The 16028-nt window shown below is 59.5% G+C and carries 14 protein-coding genes, 2 tRNA genes and 1 pseudogene; all 17 read right to left on the reverse strand.

Annotated elements, in window-relative coordinates; genetic code table 11:
• Window positions 1–11 precede the first annotated feature (11 nt).
• Window positions 12–1106: a cyclic nucleotide-binding domain-containing protein gene (locus tag IPM27_04685; protein MBK9160847.1), complete on the reverse strand. Its 1095-nt coding sequence runs from the start codon at window positions 1104–1106 to the stop codon at window positions 12–14.
• Between the two features lie 10 nt (window positions 1107–1116).
• Entirely contained in the window at window positions 1117–1881 is a 765-nt protein-coding gene (locus tag IPM27_04690) for a 3',5'-cyclic-nucleotide phosphodiesterase (protein MBK9160848.1), read from the reverse strand.
• A gap of 16 nt (window positions 1882–1897) precedes the next feature.
• On the reverse strand, window positions 1898–4084 hold the full coding sequence (locus tag IPM27_04695) for an adenylate/guanylate cyclase domain-containing protein (GenBank protein ID MBK9160849.1): 2187 nt from the start codon (window positions 4082–4084) through the stop codon (window positions 1898–1900).
• Between the two features lie 100 nt (window positions 4085–4184).
• A complete protein-coding gene (locus tag IPM27_04700; GenBank protein ID MBK9160850.1) occupies window positions 4185–4931 on the reverse strand; it encodes an FHA domain-containing protein in 747 nt (248 codons plus the stop codon).
• A gap of 22 nt (window positions 4932–4953) precedes the next feature.
• On the reverse strand, window positions 4954–5781 hold the full coding sequence (locus IPM27_04705) for a Stp1/IreP family PP2C-type Ser/Thr phosphatase (protein ID MBK9160851.1): 828 nt from the start codon (window positions 5779–5781) through the stop codon (window positions 4954–4956).
• A 5-nt stretch (window positions 5782–5786) separates the two neighbouring features.
• Window positions 5787–8390 (reverse strand): CHASE2 domain-containing protein, encoded by a 2604-nt coding sequence (locus IPM27_04710; protein ID MBK9160852.1) that lies wholly within the window; start codon window positions 8388–8390, stop codon window positions 5787–5789.
• A 143-nt stretch (window positions 8391–8533) separates the two neighbouring features.
• The gene (locus IPM27_04715; protein ID MBK9160853.1) at window positions 8534–8959 is read right to left on the reverse strand and encodes a universal stress protein; all 426 of its coding nucleotides are present in this window, start codon (window positions 8957–8959) and stop codon (window positions 8534–8536) included.
• Window positions 8960–8970: 11 nt separating this feature from the next.
• Window positions 8971–9711, reverse strand: coding sequence for a TerC family protein (locus tag IPM27_04720; protein MBK9160854.1), 741 nt, complete (start codon window positions 9709–9711; stop codon window positions 8971–8973).
• A gap of 2 nt (window positions 9712–9713) precedes the next feature.
• Window positions 9714–10595, reverse strand: coding sequence for a succinate--CoA ligase subunit alpha (sucD, locus tag IPM27_04725; protein MBK9160855.1), 882 nt, complete (start codon window positions 10593–10595; stop codon window positions 9714–9716).
• Window positions 10592–11761, reverse strand: coding sequence for an ADP-forming succinate--CoA ligase subunit beta (gene sucC, locus IPM27_04730; protein ID MBK9160856.1), 1170 nt, complete (start codon window positions 11759–11761; stop codon window positions 10592–10594). Before sucC ends, sucD begins: the two co-directional genes overlap by 4 nt.
• Before the next feature lie 104 nt (window positions 11762–11865).
• Window positions 11866–11941, reverse strand: a tRNA-Thr gene (locus IPM27_04735).
• A 30-nt stretch (window positions 11942–11971) separates the two neighbouring features.
• Window positions 11972–12047, reverse strand: a tRNA-Lys gene (locus IPM27_04740).
• A gap of 78 nt (window positions 12048–12125) precedes the next feature.
• Window positions 12126–12800, reverse strand: a complete 675-nt coding sequence (queC, locus tag IPM27_04745) for a 7-cyano-7-deazaguanine synthase QueC (GenBank protein MBK9160857.1) — start codon at window positions 12798–12800, stop codon at window positions 12126–12128.
• 3 nt (window positions 12801–12803) lie between these two features.
• A complete protein-coding gene (gene queE / locus IPM27_04750) occupies window positions 12804–13466 on the reverse strand; it encodes a 7-carboxy-7-deazaguanine synthase QueE (GenBank protein MBK9160858.1) in 663 nt (220 codons plus the stop codon).
• 6 nt (window positions 13467–13472) lie between these two features.
• Window positions 13473–14227 (reverse strand): annotated as a pseudogene (ybgF, locus tag IPM27_04755) (tol-pal system protein YbgF).
• A gap of 3 nt (window positions 14228–14230) precedes the next feature.
• Window positions 14231–14722 carry a peptidoglycan-associated lipoprotein Pal gene (gene pal, locus IPM27_04760; GenBank protein MBK9160859.1) on the reverse strand — a complete coding sequence of 164 codons (492 nt, stop codon included), beginning with the start codon at window positions 14720–14722 and terminating at the stop codon, window positions 14231–14233.
• 24 nt (window positions 14723–14746) lie between these two features.
• Entirely contained in the window at window positions 14747–16018 is a 1272-nt protein-coding gene (gene tolB / locus IPM27_04765) for a Tol-Pal system protein TolB (protein ID MBK9160860.1), read from the reverse strand.
• Window positions 16019–16028: the final 10 nt, after the last annotated feature.

Below are 16028 nucleotides of genomic sequence, written 5' to 3' on the forward strand. Positions count from 1 at the left end.
GTGTCATCTCATCACTGCGGCGCCGACCTCGGCACCGACCATAATCCGCCATCCAGAACGTATACGTCATATCCGGCCTGCGCCAGAATGAACGCGGCGGCCGAACTGCGCCGTCCGCTCTGGCAGTAGGCGATATATTCCTTGCCGCGGTCCAACACCCCGATCGCATTGCGTATGTCGTTCAGCGGCACGTTCATCGCGCCCTGCAGACGATCGTACCGGTATTCCGGCGGATGACGCACGTCCAGCCAGATCGCGCCCTCGGCGATTTTCTGCCTGGCCTGTTCGTAGCTCAATTTGTGCAGCAGCGGTTCCTGCAGCAGCGACAGGAAATCCTGCCGCCCGATGCGCAACAACACACCGCCTGATTTCATCGTGACGGTCGCATTGCGCTTGACGCCGGATACCAGCGCTTCTTCGCCGAACACGTCGCCGGACTTCAGCTCGGCCAGTTGCATGTCCACCCCGCCCACGCGCCGCGTCACCTGCGCGCGACCGCTGTCGATCAGGTAATAGTAATCCCCTTCGTCCCCTTCGCGGATGATGACCTCCCCGGCCAGCACCGCGATCGCCTCGACGCGCTGCAACAGCGCGCTGATGTTCGCCATCGGCAGGTGCGCCAGCGGCCCGTTCTTCAGGTTGTCCGCGCTGAACATGTTGGAACTCAGCAATCGCTTGATGCTGGCCGAAACCTCTGCCTGCGCTGCCTCCGTGCTCGCGACATAACCGGCCCCGGTCGAATCATGTTGCGAGAACTGGTCCAGCGTCACCATGCGATCCAGCAATTCGTCGTCGATCCGCAGCAGGTGGCTTTCGCTCAACGCCCTGGCCGAAACGATATACGGCTGGCGCTTGCCCAGCGGATGCTTGGCCCACTCCGATTGGGCATTGACCACCACCCGGTTGCCATCCTGATATACGAGCTCGATCTCGCCATGCACCAGATAAACCGACTGGCCGGTCAATCCGTTGACCTTGAACGGATCGTCGCCCTGCGCAACCGTCTCGATGTGGCAATAATCGAGCAATTCGCGCAAGCGTGCCGGATTGAACGTGGAGATGGGCTCCAGTCCCGCAAGCACCTTGATATCCAGTGCATAGGCCATCGCTGGTTCCTCAGAACTCGAACACTTGATTGTTCTGCAACATCGTGGGGCGCACTCTTTCCACGCAACTCTCGATCTCGGACATGGTCACCTCGAGCTCGCCCGGCTTGAGATGGGTGATAAAGACCTTCGCATCCAGCTTGAACTTGGCCAGCTCTTCAGCCAGCAGGCTGGGGCACAAATGCTTGGAGAGCACCGCCAGTTCTTTCTCGCTGTTCGAGAATGCGGTCTCGATGATCAGGTAGCGCAAATTCTCGATCTTGTTCACTACCTCCCAGAAGCTGTCATTGGTAAAGGTGTCGCCGCTGAACACCAGGCTGGAATGGCCGCTGTCGAGGCGGTAACCCACCGCCGGAACGGTATGATTGGCCGGCAACGAAGTGATCCTGCGCCCGTCCAGCACGATGGTCTCGCCCAGCACCATCGGCTGGTAGCGCATGATCGGCTGCTGCGCATTGGGTATCTCGCTGAAATCCGGCCATATCTTCCAGTTGAAGATATGCTGCTTGAGGATATCCAGCGTTTCTTCGGTGGCATGGATGGTCAGCGGGCGATCCCGCATGAACCCGACGCTGTCCACGATGAACGGAAGGCAGGCAATATGGTCGAGATGCGAGTGCGTGATGAAAACATGGTCGATCAGCGTAAGTTCGGTCAGGCTGAGTTCATTCACGCCGGTGCCCGAATCGATCAATATGTCCTGATCGAGCAGGAACGAAGTCGTGCGGAGATTCACACCAATCCCGCCGCTACACCCCAATATTCTGAGTTTCATCGTTCGTCAGCCTTTGCTATTTTGTCTCGAACACATACACGCCGTCCCAATCTGCTGCCGGCGGATGCTTGCGGAAATAGGCAGCGCGTTCGGCATATATCTTGTACAACCCCGTATCCGGCGACATGCGCTGCAGGTTCATCAGTTGCAGCTCGACCTGATCCCAATCCTGCTTGCGATACAGGCGGCGCACTTCATGGAACAACTTGATCTCGTCGAGCAGGTCTTTGCCCACTTCGCCGGCCAATCCGATCGGCTCATAGATCGCCACGGGCTTATCTTTACCTTTTACTCGGACATGGTCAAGTTCACGATAGACAAAATCAGTGACCGCGTTCCGGGTGTTCTCGCCTACGATGATACCCACCGCATATTGTTTGGTGATCCCTTCAAGGCGTGAAGCCAGATTCACCTCGTCGCCCATCACCGTGTAAGCGACGCGCACCTCCGAACCCATGTTGCCGACACTGACACGGCCGCTATTGATGCCCACCCCGACATGGATCTCCGGCCAGCCGCGTTCCTTGAAGTGCGGCTGCAAGGCCGCCAGGGTCGATTGCATCTCTAGGCCCGCCAGTATGGCATTGCGCGCATGATCGGGCAGAGGATTCGGCGCACCCCAGAATGCCATGATGCAGTCGCCCATGTATTTATCCACCTTGCCATGATATTTCGAGATCACACGCGACAGCGGCGTCAGGAACTCGTTCATCAACTGGCTCAGCTCTTTCGGGTCCAGCCCCTCCGAGATGGTGGTAAAACCGCGCACATCGGAAAACAGGATGGTCATCTCGCGGCTCTCGCCTTCCATCGACACCACCTGTTCCGGGTGTTTGCTCATCTCGTCGACCAGCTCGGCCGGAACATATTTCCCGAACAGGTGGGTGATCTGGTGCTTGGTGCGCGACTCGACGAAGTAACCGTATGACATGGCCAGCGCAAACAGCAGCGAGATCATCAGCAGGCTGTTCGCTACCGGGAACAGCAAATTGCCGTAGTGCCACAGCGTCAGGCTCATTCCCTGCGTGATTGCCAGCAGGAATAGCGAAACCAGGATGGCCCTGGCAGGGCTCAGCAACGGCAACAGGAGACTCAGACCGATGCCGATCAGCAGCAGCCAGGCGGCTTCAGCAACAGGCATATAAGCCGGGTGCTCCTTCATATCCTGATCGAGAATGCCGGATATCACGTTGGCATGGATCTCCACTCCCGGATAGACCTCGGCCACCGGTGTGGCGCGCATATCCAGCAAGCCCGGAGCAGTCGTGCCCAGCAACACGATCTTGTCTTTGAGCTGCGCGACATCCACGCGGTCGTGCAGCACGTCCGCAACAGATATATAGCGGAAGCTGCCTTGCGGACCGCGGTATGGCACAAAGGCCGCCACATCGCTATCGACGGGGATCCTCAGCTTGCCACCGACTCCATCCAGTTCCAGCCATTCCAGACCGGCATAACCTCCGGTCGTATCCTCCAAAACAGGAAGCAATCCAGGGTGCCCCAGCAGGGTGCGCACCATCGCCAGAGACAGCGACTCGTAATATGCGCCAGCATATTCCACCACCATCGGCACGCGGCGCACCTCACCGTCCGCATCCACCAGAGGATTGAAGTGCCCGGCACTGGCCGCCGCCTGCTGCAATTCCGGCAGGTTGGCGCCGTATCCGTTCCATCGGGTAAACGTGATCGGTCGCCCCTTGAACGTGCCCGCCGGGAACACCGGCTCGGGCAACACGCCGGATGTGTTGCTGTCGCCCTGATCGGTCAGGTAATACCCCAACACCACGTTGCGGTTCCTGATCTTGCTGGCGAACAGGGCGTCGTATTCGAGCTGCGGCTGCAACTGCGCCAAGGTTGCCTGGAACTGCGCGTCGCCCTTGAGCTGGTTTTGCCCGATCTTCTGCAGTACCCGAAGCCCGGAACTCTCGTCTTTTTCGGCGAACACCACGTCAAAACCGAGCACCGCGATGCCGTGCTTGTCGAACAGCTTGTCCAGCAACAGGCTCAGGCGGTCACGGCCCCACGGCCAGCGCCCCTCCTCCTTCAGGCTTTTTTCGTCTATGTCGAGGATGACGATGCGTTCATCCACCGTGCGCGGCATGGTCAGCTGCAGACGGTAGTCATACAGGATGGATGACAGGCGATCGATAAAGTGCAGCTGGTAGAAACCGGCAGCGTTGCCCGCGAAGAACAGGACCACCATCAGTCCAAGCCCAATCAAGATTGCGTTCTTTTTCACTCCGCTCCCTTAATTATGACTGGACGAAAATACAAGCCCCGTACTCCCGCCCATGAGAGCCGTGTCAGCCCTTGAAATAAAACTCCATCTTCACTCCCGCCAACTCGATCACATCATGATCCTGCAATTGATGCGGCTGATCGCTCAATGCCTGCCCGTTCACCGATGGATGTTGCGCACCCTCGACATGGGTGATGAAGAAGCCATGCGGGCGGCGCGTAAGCACGGCGACCTGCACGCCCGGCTTACCCAGCGTCGTCAGGTTCTTGACCAGTTCGAGTTCCTTGCCCGCATTGGGGCCGGTCAATATCTGCACTGCTGCGGCTTGGGGGGCGGCCTGGGGAGCGGCCTGCGGTGCGGGCGCGGCAGCAGGCGGTTGCGCGCCTGGCTTTGCGGCAGCATCCCCGGTACCCGCCGGTTTGACGATCTCGCCGGCTTTTTCCACTCCGGAACCGGCCTGCTTGATGGGCGCACGGATCACCATGGTTTTCTCGAAATCGTCCGAACTGGCCGGACTGACCTGGTCGTTGATGTATTTCAGCTTGTATTTACCGATCTCGATCAGGTCGTTGTTCTGCAGAAAGTGCTTCTTGGTGGCGGTCCCGTTCACTTCCAGACCGTTGGTACTGTCCAGATCCTCAAGGAAAGAATCATGCAGGATGGTGACGATCGCGGCATGCTCACCGCTCACTGCCAGGTTGTCGATGACGATATCGTTATGCGCCTTGCGCCCGATGGTCATGCGTTCCTTGTTCAGCGGATACTCCTTCACCACCACACCGTCCATGCTAAGTATCAATTTTGCAGTCATAGTCGTGACCCTCTTACTAATATTATTTCATCAACCAATTGAGCAATCGTTCCAACCAACCGCGCGGCGCGACGAATTCGCCTTTCACCTTGACCAGGATCACCGAAACATTATCACGGCCACCGTTGTCGTTCGCGGCCTGTATCAACTGCTCCGCAGCAAGAGGCAAATTGCCCTGCATCGAATACAGCATGGACTGGATGTCATCATCCTCGACCATGTCGTTCAGGCCATCCGAACACAACAGGTAAATATCCCCCACCTGCACGTCATACACATTGATCTCGGGCTCCACCTCGGCATCGATCCCGACTGCGCGTGTCACCAGATTCTTGTTTTTGGAATTACGCGCATCCGCCGCGCTGATCATTCCGCTGTCGATCTGCTCCTGCAGCAACGAATGATCGCGGGTGATCGTTTCCAGCGCTTCACCGCGCAACCGGTACATGCGCGAATCGCCCACATGCCCGACAGCCACGCGATTATCATAGAACAGGCCGGAAACGACGGTCGTCCCCATGCCGGCATATTGAGGCTGGCTTTGCGAAGCATGGTAGATGGACGCATTGGCTTTTTTGATATTGTCGCGCAGCAATATCACTCCCAGCTCTTCCCCGCTGTCTCCGTCGCGACTGGTCGGGCTGTCATTCTCCAGACGATGTGCGATCTCGGTGGCGGTCACCGAAACCGCGATTCCGCTCGCCACTTCGCCCGCATTGTAACCACCCATGCCGTCCGCCAGCACCACCAACCCGCATCCGGCGTCATACGTTACGCTATCCTCGTTGTGCGAACGGACCATCCCGGGACTGGTCTGGCTGACGATTTCCAACGCCTCCGTAATCTTCATGGTTATTACCCCTGTAAACTGGCCGCGCATTGCCGCAACGCCTCAGCCATCTCCGTGCCATTGACATAACGATCTTCAATCTGCTTGGCCAGCGATTTGTTGATGATCGCAACCAGACAAGGCGGCAAATCCGCCTTGACGCCAAGAATATCAGCATGCGGCTCGTTGGCGATACGGTACATCAGTTGCGCCATCGAATCCCCCTCGAACGGGAGCTTACCACAAGCCAGTTGATACAGGCTCACACCCAGCGAGAACAGGTCGGAATGACCCTCGATTTTCTTGCCGGCCAGTTGCTCCGGCGACATGTAGGAGGGAGTGCCCAGCACCATGCCGGTCTTGGTCTTGCTTGAATCGGTGATGCGTGCGATGCCGAAGTCGGTCACTTTGGGCGTGTCCGTATCCGGATCGTACATGATGTTGGCCGGCTTGATGTCGCGGTGCACCACGTTCTGTTTGTGCGCATAGTCCAGCGCCTCCGCAACGCGCGCGATGATGCTCAACACCTGGGGCAAAGGCAGCAGATTAGCCGCCTTGGTATAGGGAACCAGGTCCTTGCCCTTGAGGAATTCCATCGCAATATAGGCCAGGTCATGCTCCTCGCCCGCATCGTAGATCGACACGATGTTCGGGTGGTTGAGGCGGCCCGCCGTTTCGGCCTCGCGGAAGAAGCGCTCCTTCACATCTGCAAGTTCGTCGGGCTCGAACTCTTGCGCCAAGGCCATGGTCTTGATCGCCACCACCCGTCCGATCTTGGGATCCTTGCCGTAATACACGACACCCATCGCCCCTTTGCCCAACTCCTTCTCGATCTCATAACGACCCAGCATCGGCTTGGAAACGCCCGCCTTGTCCAGCACCATGGTACTGGAATTGGTGCGTCCGCCACCGCCGCCGCCCAGTATGACGGTCTCCGACATCTCCTTGGCCTGAGCCAGCCGCTGTTCCAGATCGCGGAACTTGGCGTTGTATGCGGACATGTACTTGAACACCGATTCGGCCTTGTTGAACTGGCGCTTGCGCTCGAAATCCAGCCCCAGGTTGTACAGCACCTCCATCAGGCTGTCGTCGATCGGCACTTTGCGGAACTTGTCGAACGCGATATCCAGCTGGCCCTGCCCCTGGAATGCGAGGCCGAGCATGCGGTTACTTTCTGCGGAATCGGCATCCGACTTCTGCTTGCCCTTTTCGGTCATCAGGAACCGTTTGGTCGTCAGCAGCGCGTGGCCGATCAGCAGCAAGGTCGCGGGCAGCATCAGTTGCAGCCACATCGCCTGCGTCGTCATCAATACAAAATGCGCGCCCAGCAGCACCACAAACAGCACCCCGGTGACGCCTGCGCCGATCAATGCATTCAGGCGCGGCAGCAGCAGGGTCAGATACATCGCCACCAACAGGAACACGCCCATCTCCGCCATCAGCGCCCAGCCCGGCGTAACGAAGAAGTCGCCCTTGAGGATGCTTGAGACCGAGTGCGCCAGAGTTACGACGGGATCCATGCCCGGAGAGATCGGCGTCACTTGCGGCGTGCCCACCCCGGCCGCCGTCGCACCGATCAGCACAATCTTGTCGCGATACTTCTCTGCGGGAATCTTGCCGGTGAATACGTCGTAGAACGAATCCACCGGGAATGCCGGACGCCCGTCCTTGTCTTTGTAGAAATAGGTGTGCATCTGCAAGGCGGGGTCGGTTGCGATCTTCTGGTTGCCCAGTTGCACGCCTTCACCCAGGCTGACCTGGATGTCCTTGGGATCGAGATTGAGGCTCTTTGCGGCAAGCATCAACGACAGGGATGGATAATACTGGTCGTAGTAGCCCACCACCAGCGGCTCGGTGCGCACCGCGCCATCGACATCCGGGGAACTGTTCAAATGGCCGATGGCCAGCGCTTTTCCGCCCAGCGAAGGAATAGGCGGCCACACACCCAGCGAAGGCAACGGGAACGCACCGCTTCCGCTGGCATCGTTGACGTTGCTGAGGGTGTTGGCCAGCACATAGTCCGGCAGCGGCTGATCCGGCCGGCCTTGCGGTTCGCCCAGATCAAAGAACATCGCCAACAGGACATTGTTCGCACTGGCCATGCTGTCGCTGAGCTTCTGGTCATTATTGAGACTCCGTGCCGCCTCCAGCAATAACGCATCCAGCGGCGACGGTTCGGACGTGGCCGCCACCGCTTCATCTTCGAGGGTTCCGGGCGTGCCGACCGCACTTTCGGGATTGATGGCAACCACCGGGGCCGGGTCAAGCAACGAAGCCTTGCCCAGCACGTCGGCAATCATGTAGATATATTCAAGACCAGGATCCACCTGGGGTTCGAAGAAAAAGGCTGTGTGACCGACCACTTTCGCATGGCCCGATGCCAGGATGTCCACCATCTTCGCATGCGTCTCGCGCGGCCATGGCCAGCGCCCCAGATTGGCGATGCTCTGGTCATCGATCGCGATCACTGCGATCTTGTCACTCGGCGTGCGGGAAGAGACCTGCACTCCCCAGTCATAAGCCTTGCGCTCCAGACTCTGCATCAGGTCGGTATTCGCACCCAGCAGAAATGCCAGCGCGACCAGCAGACCAACAAACCAGTCCTTCCGCCAGAACGACCACTTACCCATCAATCCCCCCCTGAATACTTCCCGATAAGCAGATTACGCCGCAGATATTAAAGTATTTCGCATAAACACACCATAATCCTTTCGATTTATTACGAATTATCTAGATAACCCGACCTACATCGAAAAACCAGATCGCGCGTTGGTCATTTGACCAGAAGTACCGGACAATCAGCCAGATGCAACACCTTGTTCACCACCGAACCCAGCAGCAGGGCCTGCAACCCACCTTGTCCACGCCTGCCCATGACGATCTGATCCACTCCCTGCTCACGCGCATATTGCGTGATCGCCTCAGCCGGCGTACCGATGCTGATGTGGTACTGGTATGGCAGCTTTGCGGCGTCCAGCGCCGCGCGGGCCGTGCTCAAGGCGGCCAACCCCTGCTCACGGTAGTAGCCGTCTATGGTCTGCTGGTCGATGAACAGTTTCACGTTACCCGCCGCCACGTTCCATTGCACGTTCAGCAACAGCAATTGCGGACGCTCCCTGAACCTATCAACCTGTTCTACTGCCCAATTCACCGCGCGCTCCGCGTTGGCTGAACCATCCACCGGAATCAATATCTTCATCGTCATCCCCACTATCTGTCATCCGCGACAACGGACACCTTTTCATCCACCAGATCGACCGCCTTGATCGCCTCTGCCTTGCGCATCGCCAGCCACCACCCCATTGCCAGCACGAACACCGCACAGGCAATCGGCACCAGCAGATGTAGCGAGTGATGCGCCTCGACCACCTCCTTGAACAAGGCCTCGGTCACCAGCATCTCGCCCGCCACATATCCCAGCAGTGCGCCACCCGCATAGATGATGAATGGATAGCGGTCGATCAGTTTCAGCACCAGTTGACTGCTCCACGCGATCAGCGGAATGCTGATCAACAAACCGAACACCAGCAGGAACACGCTCCCTTTTGCAACGGCTGCCACACCCAGCACGTTATCCAGGCTCATCACGAAATCGGCGATGATGATGGTCTTCACCGCTCCCCAAAGATGCCCCTCGGCCTTGATGCTGCCTTCACCGTGCGTCTCATCTTCGGGCAGGATCAGCTTGATGCCGATCCATAACAGCAGCAGCGCACCGACCAGCTTCAGATACGGAAGCGACAGCAAGCCGACCGCAAAAAAGGTCAGCACGATGCGCAGACCGATCGCGCCGCCCACACCGTACATGATGCCTTTTCTGCGCTGCGCCTCCGGCAGGTTTCGGCAGGCCAGCGCGATCACCACCGCGTTGTCGCCCGACAGCAGCAGGTCGATCATGATGATCTTCAAGACATCCACCCAGAACTGGGGGGTCTGCATCATTTCCAGCATGATCAGCCTTTCAGGATGTTCTGCATCACGCGCCCCATCTCCGCCGGGTTGCGCGTGATGTGGATGCCGCATTCCTCCATCACCGCCAGCTTCTCGTTGGCGCCACCCTGTCCGCCCGAGATGATCGCACCGGCATGGCCCATGCGTTTGCCCGGCGGGGCGGTGATCCCCGCGATGAAGCCGACCACCGGCTTATCCATGTTGGCCCTGATCCAGCGCGCGCATTCTTCCTCGTCGCTGCCACCGATCTCGCCCACCATGACCACTGCATCGGTGTCCGGGTCGCCGTTGAACAGCTTCATCACATCGATGTGTTTCAGCCCGTTGATCGGGTCGCCGCCGATGCCCACGCAGGACGACTGACCATAGCCCAGCGCGCTGAGTTGCCCGACCGCCTCGTAGGTCAGCGTACCTGAACGCGACACCACGCCGATACGCCCTTTCTTGTGGATATGACCGGGCATGATGCCGATCTTGATCTCGTCGGGCGTGATCAGACCCGGGCAGTTCGGCCCGATCAGAACCGTCCTTTTTCCCTGCATCCTGTAGCGCGTCTTGATCATGTCGTGCACGGGAATGCCTTCGGTGATGCAGATCACCAGATCGAGGTCGGCTTCCACTGCTTCGTCGATGGCCGCTGCCGCGCCGGATGGCGGCACATAGATCACCGATACCGTGGCGCCGGTCGCCGCCTTCGCATCCTTCACGGTCGCATACACCGGGATGCCCTCGAACTGCTCGCCCGCTTTCTTCGGGTTCACACCCGCCACGAAACAGTTCGCACCGTTCGCATATGCCTTGCATTGCTGGGTATGGAACTGGCCGACCTTGCCGGTCATGCCCTGTGTGATGACTCTTGTGTCTTTGTTGATGAGGATGCTCATTGCTCGCCCCTTGCGGCATTCACCACTTTCGCTGCCGCATCCGCCATGTCGTTGCCGGAGATGATGGGCAAGCCGGACTCGGCCAGTATCTTCTTGCCCAACTCGACGTTGGTCCCTTCCAGTCGCACCACCAGCGGCACAGCCAGATGCACCTCGCGCGCCGCCGCGACCACCCCTTCGGCGATCACGTCGCATTTCATGATACCGCCGAAGATATTCACCAGAATGGCCTTCAAATTGGGATTCTTCAGCATCAGCTTGAACGCCTCGGTCACCTTCTCCGTGGTCGCGCCACCGCCCACATCCAGGAAGTTGGCCGGATTCCCGCCATACAGCTTGATGATGTCCATGGTCGCCATCGCCAGCCCCGCGCCGTTCACCAGACAGCCGATATCGCCGTCCAGCGAGATGTAGGACAGGTCGAATTTCGACGCTTCGATCTCGGCGGGATCTTCTTCGTCGAGGTCGCGCATGGCAACGATCTCGGGATGGCGATACAGCGCGTTGGAATCGAAGTTGAACTTGGCATCGAGCGCGACGACACGATCGTCCGCCGTCAGAATCAGCGGGTTGATCTCGGCAAGCATCGCATCCTTCTCCACAAAGGCGCGATACAAACCCTGCAACACCTCCACCGCCTGCGCATTCGCCACATCGGGGATGCCGATGGCACGTGCCGTTTGCGCCGCTTCCGCATCCGTCAAGCCGGCGACCGGATCGATGCGCACCGTGATGATCTTCTCCGGCGAATGTTTGGCGACCTCCTCGATCTCCATGCCGCCCTCGCTGGAAGCCAGCAGCGCCACGCGCTGCGCGACACGGTCCACCACCATGCCAACGTAGAATTCCCTGGCGATCTGCGCACCTTCCTCGACCAGCAGACGGCGCACTTTCTGGCCTTCCGGCCCGGTCTGGTGCGTCACCAGCTGCATGCCGAGGATCTGCTGCGCGTAACGCCTCACTTCGTCGGGCGACTTCGCCACCTTCACGCCGCCGCCCTTGCCGCGCCCGCCAGCGTGGATCTGAGCTTTCACCACCCACACCTCGCCGCCCAATTCTTGCGCCGCCACGACCGCCTCGTCGACGCTGAAACAGGCGCTGCCACGCGGCGTCGGCACGCCGAACTGCCGCAATATCTCTTTACCCTGGTATTCGTGAATTTTCATAACGCATGACCGCCCATACAAAAGACGTGCAGCACAGGCCGCACGGACGGAATCTTACCGAATTATCATGCGACGAAGCGGGGAATCTGTCGATTGAAGTGAAATGGTGCCGCCTATCGGATTCGAACTGATGACCTACCGCTTACAAGGCGGTTGCTCTACCAACTGAGCTAAGGCGGCATTGCCGAAAATCCGGCATCCAAGGCAGGTTGGTAGGTCGTGGCAGATTCGAACTGCCGACCAACGGATTAAAAGTCCGCTGCTCTACCGGCTGAGCTAACGACCCATGTGCGAAGGAGCGCGAATTATACGGAATTGACTCACCCTGTCAACGCAAAATGCCGCGCCGACAGGCAGCTCAGCCCTATACAGAACGATAGCGCGTCGGGTCATCCACTCCCGCCGCAGCGAAGCCGGCACGGCGCAAACGGCAGGAATCGCATTCGCCGCAGGCACGCCCCTGTTCATCCGCCTGGTAACAGGACACCGTCAGCGCGTAATCCACGCCGAGCGCATCCCCCTGCCGGATGATCTCCGCCTTGGACAGATGCAGCAACGGTGCATGCAGTTCGAGCGTATTCCCCTCGACGGCCGCCTTGGTGGCCAGATTGGCCATGCGCTCGAAGGCCTCGATATAGTCCGGCCGGCAATCGGGATAACCGGAATAATCGACCGCGTTCACGCCGATGAAAATATCGCGTGCCTGCAACACCTCGGCCCATGCCAGCGCCAGCGACAACATGATGGTATTGCGCGCCGGCACATAGGTCGGCGGAATGCCCTCGCTGGCTTGTCGCGGCACCGCGATACGATCATCCGTCAGCGCGGAACCGCCGAAGCCGGTGAGATCGATGTCCACCGCACGGTGCTCGCGCACGCCCAGCGTTTGCGCGACGCGACGCGCAGCCGCCAGTTCGGAATGATGCCGCTGCCCGTAATCCACGCTCAGCGCATAACAGTCGAATCCCTGCGCGCGTGCCATCGCCAGCACCGTCGCCGAATCCAGCCCGCCCGAAAGGAGCACCACCGCATTCTTCATTGCCTAATGTCCCGCCGCGTTGTTCCACAATAATTTGTGCAACTGCACCTGCATGCGCACCCTCAGTCGGTCGCGCAATATCCACTCGGCCAGTTGAGTCGCATCAAGCGTGCCGTGCGCAGGAGAGAATGTCACGGGACATCTCTCCGTCAGGCGATGTTGCGACAGGACCTGCCTTGCCCAGCTGTAGTCGTCTTCGTCGCCCAGCACGAACTTGACTTCGTCGTGCATGGTCAGCAATGGCAGATTTTCCCAGCGGTTCCTGCCCGCTTCGCCGGAGGCGGGCGTCTTGATATCCAGCACGCGCATCACGCGCGTATCCACTGCGCCGATGTCAAGGGCACCGCTGGTCTCCAGAGACACCTCGTAACCCGCGTCGCACAGCGTTTCCAGTAGTTGCAGGCATCCCTTCTGCGCCAGCGGTTCGCCTCCGGTGACGCACACATAACGCGCGTCGTACCCGGCGACTTGCCCGAGTATTTCCGTGACGCTCATATTCTGCCCGCCTGTGAACGCATAGGACGTATCGCAATAGGTGCAACGCAATGGGCAACCGGTCAGGCGGACGAATACCGTCGGCAAGCCGATGCGGCCGGTCTCACCCTGCAATGAATGGAAGATCTCGCTGATGCGCAATGGCGCGCCTGTATCGGGAGACGACGACATGACAGGCTACTTGGCGGAAGCGAGCAGTTTTTTTGCTTTTGCGGCAGCTTCGCTGTCAGGATATTTGGCGACGAGTTGCTTGAGCGTCTTCTTTGCTGCCACCCCTGCTTCAACTCCTGCTGGCATCCGGCAATATCGAACAGGATGTCTGCCGTTCTGGGCATGCCCGGATAAGCCTTGAGCAGCCCCTGGAACGTGCCCAGCGACGCCTTGTAGTCGTTCATGGCGAACTGTGCCTTGCCCAACCCGTACTGCGCATTGGGCACATGTACCGAATCGGGATAGCTCTTGAGAAACTCCTGGAATGCCTTGACCGCATTCGGGTAACTCCCGCCCTTCAGCAAGCCGTAAGCCGTTTCTATGGCGCGATTCTCCGCTGCGAGATCGTAAGGATCGACCTTGGCCGTTTCTGCCGGGGCATCGTCCGCCGCTTGTGACGAACCGTCGATCGCCTCGAAACGGCGCAGGCGCGTGTCCAGATCCACATAGAAATCCTTCTCGCGCTTTTCGGCATCCTGCAAGCCGTGCGCCAGCTCTTCATTCTGGCCGCGCAGTTTGCGTAATTCACTGTTCAACGCATCAAGCTGCGTCTGCAGATCCATGTTGGACTTGGTTTGCTGCTCGATGATACCTTCCAGCTTGAGCACGCGCGCCTCAAGTTGCCGGATCTGTTTTCGCGCATCTTCGTCCTGAAACAACCCCGCTTGCGCGGGTGCGGCAAAACACAGAGCCAGCAAAATGAGGGCGCCTTGCTTCAGCATGGATTACTTCGCGTAGTTCAGGTCGGTGCGGCGGTTTTGCGCCCATGCAGCCTCGTCGTGATCGGTGGCACGGGGCTTCTCTTCGCCGTAGCTGATCGCGCTCAATTGCGATGCCTTGGCGCCGCCCAGTTCCAGCATCTTCTTCACGCCATCGGCGCGACGCTGACCCAGTGCGAGGTTGTATTCGTTGCTGCCACGCTCGTCGCAATTGCCTTCCAGCCTGACCATCCGCTCCGGATGCTGGCTCAGGTATTGCGCATGCGCCTGAACGAGCGGCTTGTCGGAATCCTGCACCACGGAAACGTCGAACGGGTAATAGGTGCTGCGCTTGGCCAGGATGCTGTTCGGATCGTTCAATGGATCAACCATGGCGGCTTGTTGCGTTGCCTTGACAGGCGCGGCGTGTGGCGCAGCAACGGCCTCTTCCTTGGGTTTCTGGCTGGCACAGGCCGCGAGCAAATTCACCAACACGATACTGATAACGAGTTTTTTCATAATGCTCCCCTTTTCTTGATGGATTTAAGGATAGGGTCCCCAAACCGGTTCGCGTGCATCGCCGCTTTGCGTGAACATGTGCTGCTTGACACGACCGTCGCTGGAAACGGTTGCCAATATACCACGTCCTCGCGCCTCGCTGGCAAACAGGATGAGCTTGCCGTTGGGTGCGTAACTGGGTTTTTTCTCCCACCCGCCTTCGGTGAGAACTTCCATCTGGCCGGTCTGGAAATCCTGCGTGGCGATATGGAATCTGCCCTTGTTGCGATGCGCGAACACGAAGCCCTTGCCGTCCGGCCTGTGGCGCGGCGAAAAGTTGGCGCCGTCGCCGAATGTCATGCGCTCCACCGGCCCGCCGTTCACGGACAGGCGATAGATCTGCGGACTGCCGCCGCGATCCGAAGTGAACAGCAGGGATTGCCCGTCCGGCGAGAAATTCGGCTCGGTGTCGATCGCGCCGCTGAAGGTGAGGCGCCGCATGCCGCTGCCGTCCGGGCGCACCAGGTAGATCTGCGAACTGCCGTCCCGCGTCAGCACGATCGCCAGTTGCCTGCCGTCCCGCGACCAGGCCGGCGCGCTGTTGCTGCCGCGAAAGTCGGCCAGCACCTTGCGCAGGTTGGTGTACAGCGATTGCACGTAGAGCACCGCATGCCCGGTCTCGAAACTCACATAGGCGAGATGGCTTCCGTCCGGCGACCATTCCGGTGACATGATCGGCTCCGTTTGCGCCAGCACGGTCTGCTCGTTGTAACCGTCGCTGTCCGCAACGATCAGGCGATACTTGCTGCCCTGCCGGTTCACATAGGCGATGCGCGTGCTGAACACCCCCCGGTCGCCGGTCAGCTTCTCATAGATCAGGTCGGCGATGCGATGCCCGACAGCGCGCACCTGGCCGCCGCTCGCCGCGACCGCCTGGCCGAGTAACTCGGTCTGCTTGACCGCATCCAGCAGCCGGAATTGCGCCTCGATGCGGCCGTTCGGCTGCGCCGCGACCGTGCCGATCGCCAGCGCTTCCGCTCCGCGCACCTGCCAATCCGCATAATTGACCTCGGCAACTTCATGCGGTTGTTTGCCCACCGGATCCACCAGGCGGAACAACCCGCTGCGTTGCAGGTCGCCCACCACCACCTCGTTGATGGACTGCGCCAGCTTGGCATCGCCGCCGAACGGCACGATCGCGATCGGTATCTGGTGCTCACCCGCGCCGATGATCTCGATGCTCAGCACCGCGCTGGCGACCGAGGCCTGCACCAGCAACATCAGCCCAACCACGCTTTGCAATATGCGCAACAACATAAATCCCCTT

It is taken from the genome of Nitrosomonadales bacterium (assembly GCA_016716325.1).
Lineage (GTDB): Bacteria > Pseudomonadota > Gammaproteobacteria > Burkholderiales > Gallionellaceae > Gallionella.